Source organism: Legionella bononiensis, from assembly GCF_016786215.1.
Classification (GTDB): domain Bacteria; phylum Pseudomonadota; class Gammaproteobacteria; order Legionellales; family Legionellaceae; genus Legionella; species Legionella bononiensis.
The window spans coordinates 292,561-307,824 of sequence record NZ_JADOBG010000022.1 but is presented as its reverse complement, the minus strand read 5'-3'; the positions used below and the strand labels follow the sequence as shown (position 1 = coordinate 307,824).

Sequence of the window (15,264 nt, the reverse complement as noted above, 5' to 3'; positions counted from 1 at the left end):
GATACTATGAAGCCTAAATTATTGAGTACTCTTTTGGTTTTATTCTTTGTTTCTACCAGTGCCTGCGCCAATTCAGCCCAATGGTGTTCTTTACAGCAATCGCAAAATAATCAATTGATTAATTCAGTTCCAGTTGCAGCAAATGATGGGGCTCGTTGCTCGGATGGAACTCGTTGTGCTACAGGATATGATTATTGTTGTTATATCAATGGTACTGAAACCTGCGTTAAAAGCTTGTCAGACTGTAAGGATGAATAATTCAACAATAAAGATATAACAAAACGTTATCATCATCATAACCCATTCCTAATGGTTGAATGGGTTCGTTCTTTCTATACTGGGTTCGTCATTTAACTAAAAGGAACCCAAAATGAGACAACAAATAATCGATACAATCATCAAAGCCAAATTAGCAAAAGGCATCATCCATTGTAAATGTTGCCGTGGAATGCATGGTTAATTCATTTAGTTTTAATTCTCAAGATCAGGACTTACGAACCACCAAAGGTCGAGGCAAATAGAATTGGTGTAACGTCTCAATTCCCTCTGAAATTTCGTCATCCTGAACGCAGTGAAGGATCTCAAAAAGCAGGCTCAATACCCGTTTCAGGAGATCGCTCACTTCGTTCGAGATGACGTCTCCAGAACGAATTAACAATTCCTTTTAACGAAGAGATTGGGAGTTGTTCGTAAGTCCTGATTGTTTCCCTAAAAGACAATACAGGTACTCCATGATGAATCAACTACCGCAATTAAAAGACGTACTGGAATACAAGAATCCAGCAGTAATTAAACGCTTTGCAGCTAATTTTCCCAAAGAAGCTGCGCGAGCCGAGCACCTGTTTACCGAGATGCTGCGTTATTTATGGCTATGTGAGAAACATTCCTGGGATTCAGAGCGCTCCCCTGATAATCCTGACCTGCATTTTATTCCGGTAATGCATGAGGAAATGCGCGCCATAGATAATATGTGGCATGAATTTATATTAATAACCCGAGATTATCATGACTTTTGTCACCACTATTTCGGTCGCTTTCTTCACCACGAACCCAATATGAGAGAGAGCCTGGCCTATTCTGAATCCCAATTCGTTGAGTCTCTCACGTTATTTCTTAATTACGTTTATGAGATACTGGGTGAAGAAGTGCTCAGGAGCTGGTTTGCAGATCATCTGCATGAAGCAGCTTAACGGTATTTTTAATGGCTTTTATTAATTCTTTTAAAGCCATAATATCACGTTGCTCCGGACGATAAGCCAGGTATATTTCATCCTGATAACTTGGCATTTCCGGTACAGCCTTTAAAGCTGATCGTACTGTTTTAACAACACTATAGGGTAAAATCCCGATACCAGTCCCGTTTGCAACCAAACTGGCGATTACGTCCAGATTACTGCTGGTCAATAATCGATAATTACTTCGCCCCTGTTCACGAAGGGTACTCAGGACTTGTTGGGTTTGCATTAACTCAGGATCACAAATAATTGTTCCACCTTGCTCAAATGACCACTGATAGTCGTTTGCTTGCCAAAAACCCACTTCATCCCGATATAATTTTTTTAAAACAATTCCCGGATGTTGTACGGGATTCACTACTATCCCTACATCGATTGACATGTTAATGACGCCCTCAACTATTTTTCTTGATAGATCATGGATCAAGGCAATTTCCAGATGGGGATAATCCGCCACAAAATCGGGTAATAAAGTGGGAAGAATATGACGCGCCACCGTGGAATGGCAGCCCAGAGTAATACTGCCCTGTACTTCCTGGCAGGAGGCAAGGCTTTCAGATTTAACCCGTTCCCATAACGTTAACAGCTCCTTGGTATGACTATGTAATTGGCAACCGGCTTTAGTTAATTTGACCCCGGTTTTTACTCTCAGGAACAGTGGCGTTCCTATAAAAGTCTCCAGACGTTTGATGGCCTGACTTAATGAAGGTTGACTGATTCCTAATCGTTCCGAGGCTCTGGAAAAATTAAGCGTATGACAGACTTCATTGAAATAATACAATTCAGTTGGCGATGCTAACATTAACTTTACCCCTCATTAAACATTCTGCTCACAGGAAAAATAACTCTAAATCCCGGCTCCATAATCTGCCCCAGAGGATTTTGCGACAGTTCGCTGGTAAATACCAATGTTCGTAATTCTATCAGGTATTGATAACTGACACTTAAGCCAGCAACCGTACCGACTAACTGATTCAGATCCTGGCTGTATTGTTTGATGTAATCCATAAATACCTGATGAGAAAAGGTCTCATTATCCAAATAATCGGCCAACACTGCAGCTCCTTTAAACTGTGCGCTGTTCTTCCTTAGATTGGTTAAAAACTGGAGCATCCAATCTCCCGTAACGTGATTAGGTAGAAGCTTTAATAAATCACAACGTTGCGATGAAAACACTGGGTGCATAAAATCCACCATCAAAACTGACTCAGCAAAATGTGTGTTGATTACGTTGTGCTGAATCAATTGACGAATCATCCGGATGTCCGACTGTCCTTTAACCGGTGTGAGCCATGCATGATCGGCATCTCTTAATGAGGTTTCAGGAAATTGCATATCAAAGTCTCGAAGCACTTGCTGATAATCCTGATAAGAAACCGATAAATCGATTCGTCCCAGTAAGGGATTAAGCCAAAATGAAGAAGGAATAGCAACACGATGTTCTAAACGCGTAGTACTCGACTCAAGATTGATTTCATTAGTACAGAATAACGGACGTAATTGTTCCTGTAAGGATAATTTGGTTTGAACCTCGCTCATGCGCTTGCTCCTTGCCAGTTTCACCATTCCAGCCTCTACATCATCGGCGAACAACTCTGCATCACTTACTTCCTGTAATAAAGCCTTAACCGCATGATCGGGAGTATTGGGAGTCAGAATTAACGGGCGATGTTCCGTCCACCAGTCATTATGCGGTTTGCTCAATTCTTTCAGGATGGGACCGCCTGAGTTATGACAGGCGGAGCAGCGCATGCGATTGCCAAAATGGGGTTCATCCTTAGGACTATCTCGGTACAACCACGTGTTGTCTTTATAGGCATCCTCTGAGTCGCCTCGATAAAACCATCGAACAGCGCCATGGTCTATCCCTCTGAGCTCATAAAAATTATATAAGGCTTTTTGTTTATCCCAGGCGATAGCCTCTATCAATAATTTACGTGGTTCAGGCTGTTGATCCAATATAATTTCAGAATCGTGTAAATCGGTAAAATACCCCAAAAATAAGTCGCCTCGAGCAATCAAATCGCCTGTAGGTACTCTGCCATAAACGGATTCAAAAAAACTGAAACTCCCTTGGTTAGGGTTGTTTCGCCCTCGATTAGCTACCATGCTGATCTGCTCTTTCATTCCCTGTTCTTTAACTATTTTTTTAAGCTCATGAATATCCACAGGACAGGATGACGCTTTTGATAACAATAAAAACAAGGGATCATGCATGCGGGGTTCTAAAGGCTGTTCATTCTTATAAACCCTACACTGAGCATGAGCCAGCGAAGAAACTAACAATAAGCCAACTATATACTTGTTCATTCTGTTCCATCCTCTTATTTGATGGAAGCACTGTATTTGTTACCTTATTATAAGTAAAATTAATTATTCTTATTGATCCATTAATTTTATTTATGAAACTCTCATCGCAGCAATTAGAAGCTTTTGCAGTGACTGCCAGAACACTTAATTTTTCCAAGGCAGCACAACAGTTGCATATTACTCAATCCGCATTATCGCAACGAATTCAAAAACTGGAGGAACGCCTGTTTATCTGGCCTGTTATAAAGGGAACTCACAACCACAATTGCATCAGGTGCTAAAAAAATACATTGGTTGCATTGCAAAAAAACGCTCATCCTGAACAACTATTCTGAAACTGCTCGAATACTTCCAAGTTTGGCATTTTCTTCCACGGTTTCATTGACCAGAGTATTGCCATATCCTATCCATGCCCCTTTTTTGATTGTAGTACCGGGGCCTATTTTGGTTGCCATCCCAATAAATACATCATCCTCAATGACAACAGGAGACATAAAAACAAGACTGCCCACATCGGAATGACAGCTGATGGTTACGTTGCTACCGATAGTGACATTTTTTCCTATTGTAATCAGAGGAGTATCTACCAAATCGATATCAAAGGAATTCATAATTTGAAAAGAAACATTGGCTCCCAAAGCTCGCCAATACAAAAATTTCAATACATTAAAAGATTGAATGATAAAAATAAATCCGGTGATTTTTGCAGCGCGGGACAAGGCAAAATGACAAAACCAGGCTATCATCATTCGATTCAATTCCCGTTTATAACGCCCAGGTTTTAATCTGGGTAAACTGATTCTGATTAAGAAGATAATCGCAATTAATGTAAAAAAAAGAATAAATGGCGCTAACGGCAATACAAGCCAGGTTTTTGAGTAACCATGATAAATAAACAAACCCGTCACACTCATGGCAAAAACGGCCGGCATCAAGCTTAAGAACAGAGAAATTAAATCAATAAAAAGAAGAGAAGAAACGGTAATTTGATTTTTTTTGGGGGAGGATTTTTTACTTTTGGCTTTCTCTGTCATGACACCGTGTTCCTTTAAAATTGATGCAATTTAAACTGAGCAACTGAATCGTGAACAGTATAAACAGATCACTATCTGATATAACACCTTCAAATGATTCAGAAGATCCTTCGATTTTCTCAAGATGACGTGTTCTTTGGGTATCACGTCATCCTGAACGTAGTGAAGGATCTCCCAATATCGGCACTGTGCCAGCTTCAGGAGATCCCTCGATTCTCTCGGGATGACGTGTCCTTTGGGTATCACGTCATCCTAAACGTAGTGAAGGATCTCCCAATGTCGGCACTGTGCCTGTTTCAGAAGATCCCTCGTTTCACACGGGATGACGTGTTCTTTGGGTATCACGTCATCCTGAACGTAGTGAAGGATCTCCCTGTATCGGCACTGTGCTAGTTTCAGGTGATCCTTCTTTTCACTCCGGATAACAGCAATATATCTTGACCTGAGAGCTAGCCAGCTTTAATTAAAGCCGTTATAGACATCCATAATACAATTAAAAAAAGGAATCTGAAAGTGACCCGGGTGAAGGCAATCACTCACCCGGGAATTGTGTTATTCTGTTTGAGATTTATAATTATCACTGTATTGCTGACCTAACATCTTGGCCTTAACCAGATCGTCAGCACTTAATGATTTCTCAAGATCACTCAGATTTGCGGATGCTTTATCGTAGCCATGATTTACAGCCGCGCTGAACCATGCATAGGCCATTACGGGATCTGCTGTTACCCCAATACCATCACGATAATAGATACCCAATTGATTTTGAGCTTTACCGTATCCTTGTTCTGCAGCCTTGCGCATCCACAACACAGATTGCTCCAGATTTTTACCTACTCCATCACCATAGAAGTACATATCACCCAGATTATATTGTGCATTAGCATTACCTAAATCGGCACTTTTTTGATACCAATAAGCAGCCTTTTGCAAATCAGTCCTGCCCAGTTTTCCTGCATCGTATAAATAACCCAGTTCCAACTGAGATTTGGCGTGATTTTGTTCTGCTGCTTTTTCAAAATATTGAGACGCTTTATTATAATCTACAGGAACACCATCACCCTGCTCATACATTAAACCAAGATTATACTGAGCGCTGGCATTTCCCATATCTGCTGCCTTGGAATACCATACTATGGCTTCAGCTTTATCTTTTTTTACACCCGTTCCGGTATCGTAATCATAACCAATAGCTAAAGCGGCGTTTGAATTTCCCAATTCAGCTGCTTTTTTATACCAGATCATCGCTGTTTCAGCACTTTGAGGGACTCCTGAGCCGGTATCATACATATAGCCCAGACCATATTGTCCGTCCGGATTATTCTGATCTGCGGCTTTTTGATACCAGGTCAGAGCTTTTTTAAATCCTTCGGGAGTATTAAGGTACCAGTAAAATCCTGCGAGAAGTACCTGGGCGTCGACATTACCCTGGTTTGCTGAGGCTAGCAATAATTGCTCTGTTTTGTCCGCATTATAGGCTACACCCTGAGCATTGTAATACATTTTACCTAACAAATATTGAGCCTTGGCATCCCCTTTTTCCGCCTCAGGACTGAGCAAAATAAATGCTTTTTCATAACGTTTCTGATTATAAGCATCTTCACCTTCCTGTGTTGTAGCAAAGGCATGGGAACCCATTAAAGTAACCAACGAAAGCGATAAAATATATTTTTTCATGTCCATGATATAAACCTTATTTTAATTAGCTATCGAATTAAAGTATATTACAAAAAATAAACATTGCATAAAATTACAAACCAAATTGACTCATTGTTGAATACATAGGATTATTTTCACTTGAATATCTGGAGTATTGTTTCTAATTCACATAGGATAAAAAAAGAAGCAGGGAATGAAGATAGCTTATTGAGATGCCCGATTTAAGGATTCATTTGAAATGGCACGAGTAGCTCAATGAAACGAGCATAGGGATGGCTAAATTATGGGAACATTCTTCAAAACTAAAAAAAAATCTACTGTAATTTCTAAAACCAATTCAGTTAATCAACTACCAATTGAATCACCTTATGAACACGAGATTCACATACCGTTATCAAGCATTGAAGCCCATAACATTCTAAAACAGATAAACGCTGAAAGGGACATACCACAATATATCTATAATTTTATGCACTTGGTAGACTTGAACAACAGTCAGCTGATTGATCTGGCTCAAAGTTCGAATCAACCACTGAATAATAAACAGTTTCTCGAAACCTTGACAGCAACTGCCAACCGCTTGTTATTCGCTCTGATGAACGATAGTCCATATCCCACTTTATATGGGGATTTGATGAAACTCAAAGCTCATTTTCAGGTCATCTTGTTGTATTACCAGAAAGAGCGTCAACAAGGGCAGCCAATCGCTAGTGCTTACATCCAAAGGTTCACCGATCGGATTAAAAGTAACCCCGATGAGATTGATGGCGATCACGGCTTATTAAATATCGAAGAATCGAACAGACTCACTAAATACACTATAAACTATAGTGCCCAATACATCATGAAAAAAGACATGCCTCTGCTGTCCGCCTTCATACTTCAACCCTTTCTCGAAAATCATACTTCAGAAAAAAACTTCAGCTACTTACGGCCATAAATTCACCATTTCCTCCTGAATACGTTTTACTACCAGGAGGAAATACACACCAATACCCTCATACTTTATAAGAAGAAACCGATCCGAGGCTGTCAGGAAGCGGAACAGTATAATGAGCGCGTTGAATAACCAGTAGTTAATTTCAAATACAGCCAGCTTATTTCAGTTCCTTACTCGTATTGTGCGTCAATCTTCCCAGGTTTCCGCTTCCTGACGGTCGCGGCTCGGTTTCTTCTGCGCCGGTATCATTTCTAACAAATATTCACCGAGTTACCGCGCCCCAGTATCAAACGACCAACTCATCATCGTTCCGCAATAACCTGTTGTGAAATTAATTTTGGTTTTGTCTGAGCATGAACACCAGCCAACAATTCTTCTTTTGGTAATTGAAGCAAGGTCATAGGAACAACTTCGCCAGTATCCATGCTATGAGCATAGGTTGGACTGATTTGCATTAAGTTATGATGTAAATCTGCCAGGATAGATTCGGATAGTTCCACCGTATTATCCGTTACCAGAACAATTCGGTTCCCAATACTGTTTCGCGCAAAAAACCAGTGTGGCGCCATTTTAAAATCAGCTGCCTGCACCATGGACTGCAACTCCTGACCCGTTATTGCGCAACTTTCCAATTTCAGTAACTGGGTTTTATAACAAAACTCCAATCTGGGCGCCTTATTCAAATAACCCGTACAGCGTACAACGTCTTTTAGCCGATAACGCACAAATCCCATCGCTGTAGTCAAAAACACCTCATAATTCGCGCCAACTTCCAACTCCCAGCTCTGCAACAGATTACTTTTATCCAGCTCCTTACCTTCTTCAATAAACTCAACAATATGAGCACCCGGATGCACTATTCCGCCTAACACCCCCTCTTCCAGTGGCACGGTCAGCCAACCTTCTGTAGCGGAATAAGTTCCATCAACCAGACTTATTTTATCACCCATCCGTTTTTGTAATTGCTGAGCGGGAAATTCACAAAGTCCTGAAGTCCAGCACCCCGCAAGTTCCAAAGATGGCCATAACTCATTAAAACCCAGAGGAGATTTATTGGCCGCCAGGTTTTTTAAATATTCCTGACGGGCTTTTGTTATTTGAACGGGTGGCAATCCAGCAGGAACTGCTTTCTCGCCCATCAAATAGGGAAGATAATGATGAAAGCGTTCAACGCATCGATCGTAAAAGGTATCAATAACCATGGGAGATACCGCAAACATGGCACTTAAATCACAAGCCAGAGCATACAAGGGAGCCCATTGTTCATACACTTCATCATTAGCAAAAACTTCGTCCGGCATCGCATAAAATCGCTTTATAAACGAAGGAAGATGACGGTAGTTAAAATTACTAATCCAACCCGAAGGAGTACCTGCAGGAGTTGTTTTATTCGTATTTACCGCAACCAGATACACTAATTTTTCCTTGAACAAATTCTTGAATCGCTGCGTCAGGGTGTAGATGTAAGGTGGCATGGTTCGTTGAAACTGCTTTTGAAATGAAGCGGTAATCGGAAAGAATTTCCTGGCACCCGCTGTGCCTGAAGTCTCAGACCAAAAAATTAATTCCTCACCATTGAAAGGCTGAATATGCATGTTCTGAGCGGCTAATAAAGCTTCCTCATAATCCTCATAATTCGTTATTGCAAACTCATCAAGATCCAATGATTTTTTTTGTTCAAGAACAGGAGGCCAATAAGTCGATTGGCGCAATAAAGGGATAATTTCCTTTGTCCATAATCGGTCTCGTGCCTGCTTAGGGAACTGGGTATCTTTAAGAAAAGCTTTGTACTTATTTTTAGTCATTGCAGCAATTAACATCTTTTTCCAATTCATCCACACTACTCCGCTATCTTCGTTGAAATTACAGCAAATAATTTTTTTTGCTGATAATAAGCACATAAATGATCAGCCATCTTTTCTTGTAAATCACTTTCTATCAGGCGAGATGAGTCCAGCTTATTCAGGATGAATTGTAGTGCTAAATTGAGCCAGTTAATATCTTTTAATTCATGACTCAGGGAATGGTGATTGTGATACCAAAACTGCAGGCAACAACAGGCAGCATATATCCAGCAATAATGCTCGGCCAAACGAAAAGCAGGCAGGCTTCGTGCGTCAAATACCTTTTGTTCTCTAAGTTGGCTAATCTGTTGATCCAGTGTCTTAATTTCATCGCGAACAGCAGCAATAAGATGATTGATGGGCTCACAATCCAGTTGCATTAATCCAGCAAACACATCATCTTCTTCATGGGTAAAAAGACTCAGATTGTCCCCTTCAAATGGAGGACAGGGGGATTCCAGATGAAACATTCGCTTCAGTTGTTCCGAATCAACCAGCGCATTAGTACCGCGCATGCGGACCTGAGGTAATAAATTACCGGCAATTAGGGATAAATTGACTTGAGTACTTCCATCAAATAAGCCCACAACCTGAATATCACGCCTGATTTTCTGAAATACAGCCCACGGTGTTGTCCTTAAAAAACCTCTGGCTCCCAAAATAATCCCGCATTGCTCCACGAGATCCTCACAAAGCCGAGGTATTAAAAACTTGATAATCGCTGACCAAAAACTCAACTTTTCAGGAAACACAGTGCATGCTCTTAGTACACAAAGAGAAGTACAATCCGCGATTAACAATTGGGTAAACAATTCCCCTAATCGCTGTTTCACCGCAGGGATTTCATAAGCGGGCTTACCGTATAGTTGTCTGTCCAAACTAAAAGAAAGAGCCAGTCGCAATGCGGTATCGGCTCCACCTACCGATAAACCAGCACATAAAGTTCGCGAAATTTGAAACGTTTTATAGGTCAGTTCCAAACCACGTTGTGCTGTACCTATTAATGCGTCTTTAGGCAATCGGAGCTTATCCAGAACAAAACCACTGATATCCAAGCCTCTGACACCATGCGTAGGGAGTTTCGGTATTGGTGTAAAACCTGTGTTAATTAGTGATTTATCAATAAAAAACAGACCAAAACCTAGAAGCCCTCCCTTTTCATGAGTTCGACAAAGAACTGAAACCAGATCCCCCTCAGTAGCAAAATTAATGCACCATTTTTGTCCTGAAAGTTCCCAACCGTCTTCAACAGGTTGAGCAATAACTTCATTTGAGGTCAAATCTGATCCATGAGTTTCTTCAGTTAAAGCCAGAGCAGCAATGCTCCCCTTTTTAATGAGCCCCGCCAATAATTTTTTCTGTTCTACTGTACCGGAAATCCAAAAAGGCAAAGCACCAAAAAAAGATAATCCCAGAGCAATAGCGACAGTAATATCTCTTCTGGCAATTAATTTACTCAGCAAATAAACCTCATCCAGAGCATTCAATGCTCCGCCACTATTCTGGGGGATAATGTAATTCATAAATCCCCAGTCCCTAATGTAATTTAAATGCTTCCAGTCAAGCGCTTCCTGCTCATCATGAATTAATATCTGTTTAAAATTTACGGGAGTTTTGGGTTCTTCAGGATTACCCAGATAGGCTTCAAAGGACTCTAATAATTGAATCAAATCATCAAGGGAAGACATGATTGTTCCTTATACAATTGAATGTCGCGCATCAGGCATTTGGTGCATTTTTCTATATAAAAACTCGAGATGCTGTGCCAATCGCGCACGTATCTGCATGGGTTTAATGATTTCATCAATGATTCCCAAAGAGTAGGCTTCGGCGAGTGATTCATCGATTAATGATGCATGTTCTGATGTTGAATCCATTTTGTGATCCTGAACCTGACCATCCGTAGTGTGCACTTTTTTTGTGGTTTCTTTACCCATTACCCCTAAACTTGCGGTTTCCAGGGCAAGAACCAAATCTCCATTCTGAGATTTGGTTTGCATCATCAAAAACGCTGCGGCACCATAGCATTTACGAACAACAACACTAACCCTTGGCACTCTGGTCTGCATGGCCACGCACAGTCTAGCACCATGTTGGAGCAACCCCTTATGCTCTTCCCTTTTACCCGGCATGAAGCCCGGTACATCGATTAGGGTCAGTATAGGAATTGAATAGGCGTCGCAGATTCGAATAAATTTAGACGTTTTTTGCGCTGCGTCAGAATCAATCGCTCCACTAAAACGTATGCTTTGATTGGCAACCAAACCAACGGCATAGCCATTAATATGAACAAAAGCACAAATCATTGCCTGGCCATAAGAACGTTTGTATTGAATGACTTCAGAATTATCAACAATCGCGTGAATCAACTCCAGAATATTAAACGGCAAACGCGGATTGGCTGGGATCACCGGCATGGGATGCACCGGTTCATGTGCTGCATGCAGTGGTGGGAGTTCATTGGCATTTGAGGGTAAAAAATTCAGCAGCAATTTCACATGGTTGATTTGAGCAGCCGTGCTGTCATCCACAAAATCAGCTATCCCTGTAGTTGTAGCATGCATTCCAGTACCGCCTAATTCACTCATCGATACTTTTTCACCTATAGCCTGTTGGACTACCATAGGACTGGTGACCATCAGATAACTGCGATGTTTATTAAAAAACAACAAATCCATTAATACAGCAGAATAAGCAGGAGCTCCAAGAGTAGGCGCAGAGATGACGGCAAGCTGAGGAACCAAACCGGATAATGAAATGTTTCTACTGATGATTTGGGTGTATTCGTCGCCACTTAATAAATCCAGAGAAATACCTGGAGAGGCCAGAAAAGCAATTACAGGAATCTTTAAGTCTCTTGCCTTGTCCATCAATCGAACAATTTTTATCGCGCCCTCACGAGTCACATAACCTCGATTCTCTCCAGTGTTGTGCGCGTATACAGCAACTGGCCGATGATTTACCTTTGCCAATCCGGTAATCACTTCAGCACCTACTTTCAAATGGGGCTGATGCTCAGGAGTATATTCTGACCCCAGTGGGAGAAAACTATGGGCATCAATCAAACTTTCTATCCATTTCATGGAAGCTTTCTCAGAAGACTGTAAAGACATCTACCCCCCAAAACTGATTAAATATTTATCAATCAGTAAAATATAGACTAATCTTAATTTAATTATGACATACTAATTTTGAATTCAGTGAAAAAAATAAACTTGATCTGCTCCTACAAAAAAGTGTAGTTTCAATAACAACACATCACCCCAATACGTTCAGAGGTGAACACAAGTCATGGATATTTTAAAACCTAATATTCGATTTAATATTTCCGCTGCCTCAAGAATCTTACCTGAATCTGCCCCAATTACCAATTTGGAAATTCTGAGGAACTTTCCGAGGACAGCAAAACAATCTCCCGCTTTTCTCGAAAAATTCGCTGAAAAAATAGGTGAAGAGTTTGGTTTTTATTCCCGCTACTGGTGTCATAAACCCTGGGAATCTCTTGATGCGTCACGAAATCTAACCGCTGAATCATTGGCAGCGGGCGCAGTAAAAAAATTAATTGAGACTCATAAACCCGAACACATAGCCTCATTTCTGTTAGGTTCTACTACAAATAAACGATTTACTGGTTCTCAGGCAGCAGCAGTATTGGGTGAGTTGGGTTTAAATGCGCCTGCTTATGATTTGAAAACAGGATGTTCTACTTCATTATCCACCTTGCATTTAGCCTATGCTTTGATGGCTTTGGGCTATAAAAATGTTTTAGTCAGTTGTGCTGAGACTTTATCAAAAGTAATCGATCCCGAAAATGAAAAAACCTGGATCGGTCTGGCTGATGGCGCCGCAGCATTATTTCTTGAGCAATCAGACCAGGGTTCATTTACAGTAGAACAAAGTTTTTTTTCAACGGATGGAGCCTATGTTGAGGCATTCACCACTCAAGGAGTCTTCCCACCAACTCAGGAGCAATTAGATACTATAGGATATCATTTGCTCGGCGATGAAGCGTTGTTAAAAGAGCTGGCTTATAAACGATATACCGAGATGATTACTCATATTCTCCCTACAGAACAGGAGCGAAATGAAATTACCTGGGTGATTCCTCATCAGGTTAACCGTAAATTAATTGATCTTCTTTTGGATGAAAATCAATTCAAAAATACAACAGTATTATGGGATTCCGATAAAATTGGAAACATCGGAGGAGCTTCCATAGCGTATACCCTTGCACGTGCTGTAGAAGAAAATGTATTTGATCGATCAGGAAAAATTCTATTAATGAGTGTTGGTGGCGGATTGTCCTATGCTGCGCAAGTACTGCAATACGTCAAAACTTAAACAACCCAAAACCTATTTAACAAGGATCGTTAAATGAAAAAAAATAATACATTCTGCACCATGGCCATTTGGCACTTCCACCAAACATGGGATCTGAATCATGGCGAATCGATAATCTTTAAATGTAACATGTGAACACTAAGGATTTATGATGAGTATCGAATTAAAACAGTGTCAGTCTTTGGTTGAGGTTTTGAGATTTAGAGCACTAAGTAGTCCACAGAACAACATCTGCACCTTTCTCAATAAAGGGATAGAGCACATAATGAATTACGCTGAACTGGATGAACACGCCAGAGCCATCGCCGCTACATTACAAGAGCAAGGACTAAACAAGGGAGACAGGGTGCTGTTATTGTTCTCTCCGGGATTACCCTTGATCCAGGCTTTTTTTGGATGCCTTTATGCCGGTTGCATAGCAGTTCCAATCTACCCCCCGGCACAGGAAAAACTACTCGAAAAAACTCAGCGTATTATTAAAAACTCCAAACCGCGCGTTGTAATACTGACAGCCGCCCATCTGAAACAATTCGGTGACGCAGAATCGGAAGCAAGCGGAACTTTTGCTCAGATTCCCTGTATCACTGTTGATTCGATCAAAGCAGATAAAGGAGCTGATTGGCATCCTCCAGTAATCAATAAAAACGATATTGCCTTTCTTCAATATACTTCAGGTTCAACCATGCATCCCAAAGGTGTTATGGTCAGTCACGGTAACTTAATCGATAATCTTGAACTGATGTGTACTAACTTTCAGGTCAATGACGAGGATGTCTTGTTCAGCTGGCTGCCGCCACATCATGATATGGGTTTAATTGGCTATATTTTAACACCCATATACAGAATGCTCCCGATAATTATGATGTCGCCATTTTCATTTTTAGAAAGTCCTCTTTCTTGGTTAACCAATATTACCAAATATAAAGTAACCATTAGTGGAAGTCCTAATTTTGCTTACGATTACTGCGTTAAACGAATCAAGGAGGAAAAAAAACAAGGATTGGATTTAAGCTCGTGGAACATCGCTTCAAATGCCGCAGAACCCGTCAGTAAAGTAACCATGGAACATTTTTATCAAGCCTTTAAAGACTATGGATTCCGTATGGAAGCCTTTTATCCCTGCTACGGCTTGGCAGAAGCAACTTTAGTAGTTACTTGCGGAACACCTGGACAACACTTCAAGACACTTACTCTGGATAAAGAACACTACCGCGATCATCGTGTCCATTTTGCGCCAGAGAATAGCCCTGGCAGCCATGTTCTGGTTGGTTGTGGCGCAATGGCTCAAACCGTTAAAATTGTTGATCCGGATACTTTAATACCCTGTGACCGTGATCAAGTAGGTGAAATCTGGGTACATGGCGACAGCGTCACCCTCGGTTACTGGAATCAAAAAGAAGAAACCGAGCATGCCTTTCACGGTAAAATCAAAGGCGACCAAACAGGCCTGTCCTATTTAAGGACTGGTGATCTGGGGTTTATACACGATGATGAATTATATGTTACCGGAAGGATCAAAGATTTAATTATTTTGTACGGTAAAAACCATTATCCTCAAGATATAGAATACAGTCTACTGCATTCACCCTTACGATCTTTTTTGAGGAAATGCGCCGCATTTGTTATTCAGAATGAACAGGAATATGAACTCACAGTAGTATGTGAGCTCAGAGATGAACAGATGGATACTGCTGCCCAGGATGAATTATTTAACGCCATATTCAAACTCACTTATCAAATACATCAACTGGAAATTAATAAAATTGTGCTCATTTCACCTGATGCAATACCCCATACTACCAGCGGAAAAATACGCAGAAATTTCTGTCGTAAGTATTTATTGGATAATTCGTTGCCAGTCATCGCTTCCTGGCAATTAAATAAGAATAAGGATTGAGTAC

At 40.8% G+C, this 15,264-nt stretch carries 13 protein-coding genes; 6 read left to right on the top strand and 7 right to left on the bottom strand.

The genetic code is table 11. The features are described from left to right. Positions 1-6: 6 nt before the first annotated feature. Both IZU94_RS15010 and IZU94_RS15005 read left to right on the top strand, forming a co-directional pair. On the top strand, positions 7-258 hold the full coding sequence (locus IZU94_RS15010) for a hypothetical protein (RefSeq protein ID WP_203112368.1): 252 nt from the start codon (positions 7-9) through the stop codon (positions 256-258). Between the two features lie 473 nt (positions 259-731). Continuing rightward, positions 732-1,190, top strand: coding sequence for a UCP032817 domain-containing protein (locus IZU94_RS15005; RefSeq protein ID WP_203112366.1), 459 nt, complete (start codon positions 732-734; stop codon positions 1,188-1,190). Here IZU94_RS15005 and IZU94_RS15000 read toward each other — a convergent pair. Together IZU94_RS15000 and IZU94_RS14995 are read right to left on the bottom strand one after the other, a co-directional pair. Then, positions 1,150-2,037, bottom strand: coding sequence for a LysR family transcriptional regulator (locus IZU94_RS15000; RefSeq protein WP_203112363.1), 888 nt, complete (start codon positions 2,035-2,037; stop codon positions 1,150-1,152). The two genes, IZU94_RS15005 and IZU94_RS15000, sit on opposite strands and share 41 nt — an antisense overlap. A gap of 5 nt (positions 2,038-2,042) precedes the next feature. Next, a complete protein-coding gene (locus IZU94_RS14995; protein ID WP_203112360.1) occupies positions 2,043-3,545 on the bottom strand; it encodes a hypothetical protein in 1,503 nt (500 codons plus the stop codon). A gap of 92 nt (positions 3,546-3,637) precedes the next feature. Here IZU94_RS14995 and IZU94_RS14990 point away from each other — a divergent pair, with 92 nt between their 5' ends. Then, complete coding sequence (locus IZU94_RS14990; RefSeq protein WP_203112357.1) at positions 3,638-3,826, top strand: LysR family transcriptional regulator; 189 nt, start codon at positions 3,638-3,640, stop codon at positions 3,824-3,826. Positions 3,827-3,871: 45 nt separating this feature from the next. Here IZU94_RS14990 and IZU94_RS14985 read toward each other — a convergent pair whose 3' ends face one another. Both IZU94_RS14985 and IZU94_RS14980 read right to left on the bottom strand, forming a co-directional pair. Further along, on the bottom strand, positions 3,872-4,579 hold the full coding sequence (locus tag IZU94_RS14985; RefSeq protein ID WP_203112354.1) for a DapH/DapD/GlmU-related protein: 708 nt from the start codon (positions 4,577-4,579) through the stop codon (positions 3,872-3,874). Between the two features lie 552 nt (positions 4,580-5,131). Continuing rightward, positions 5,132-6,262 carry an SEL1-like repeat protein gene (locus IZU94_RS14980; protein ID WP_203112351.1) on the bottom strand — a complete coding sequence of 377 codons (1,131 nt, stop codon included), beginning with the start codon at positions 6,260-6,262 and terminating at the stop codon, positions 5,132-5,134. Between the two features lie 259 nt (positions 6,263-6,521). On the opposite strand from IZU94_RS14980, the gene IZU94_RS14975 reads away from it, so the two are divergent. Then, positions 6,522-7,178 (top strand): hypothetical protein, encoded by a 657-nt coding sequence (locus tag IZU94_RS14975; RefSeq protein ID WP_203112348.1) that lies wholly within the window; start codon positions 6,522-6,524, stop codon positions 7,176-7,178. A 302-nt stretch (positions 7,179-7,480) separates the two neighbouring features. Here IZU94_RS14975 and IZU94_RS14970 read toward each other — a convergent pair whose 3' ends face one another. From IZU94_RS14970 to IZU94_RS14960, 3 genes are read right to left on the bottom strand one after another with little or no spacing between them, the layout of a single operon-like run. Continuing rightward, positions 7,481-9,013: a GH3 family acyl-acid amido synthetase gene (locus tag IZU94_RS14970; protein ID WP_203112345.1), complete on the bottom strand. Its 1,533-nt coding sequence runs from the start codon at positions 9,011-9,013 to the stop codon at positions 7,481-7,483. A gap of 5 nt (positions 9,014-9,018) precedes the next feature. Then, on the bottom strand, positions 9,019-10,710 hold the full coding sequence (locus IZU94_RS14965; RefSeq protein WP_203112343.1) for an acyl-CoA dehydrogenase family protein: 1,692 nt from the start codon (positions 10,708-10,710) through the stop codon (positions 9,019-9,021). A 9-nt stretch (positions 10,711-10,719) separates the two neighbouring features. After that, positions 10,720-12,135 carry a carboxyl transferase domain-containing protein gene (locus IZU94_RS14960; RefSeq protein WP_203112341.1) on the bottom strand — a complete coding sequence of 472 codons (1,416 nt, stop codon included), beginning with the start codon at positions 12,133-12,135 and terminating at the stop codon, positions 10,720-10,722. A 178-nt stretch (positions 12,136-12,313) separates the two neighbouring features. On the opposite strand from IZU94_RS14960, the gene IZU94_RS14955 reads away from it, so the two are divergent. Continuing rightward, positions 12,314-13,363: a 3-oxoacyl-ACP synthase III family protein gene (locus IZU94_RS14955; RefSeq protein WP_203112339.1), complete on the top strand. Its 1,050-nt coding sequence runs from the start codon at positions 12,314-12,316 to the stop codon at positions 13,361-13,363. Positions 13,364-13,514: 151 nt separating this feature from the next. Next, positions 13,515-15,260 carry a fatty acyl-AMP ligase gene (locus IZU94_RS14950; protein ID WP_203113395.1) on the top strand — a complete coding sequence of 582 codons (1,746 nt, stop codon included), beginning with the start codon at positions 13,515-13,517 and terminating at the stop codon, positions 15,258-15,260. Positions 15,261-15,264 lie beyond the last annotated feature (4 nt).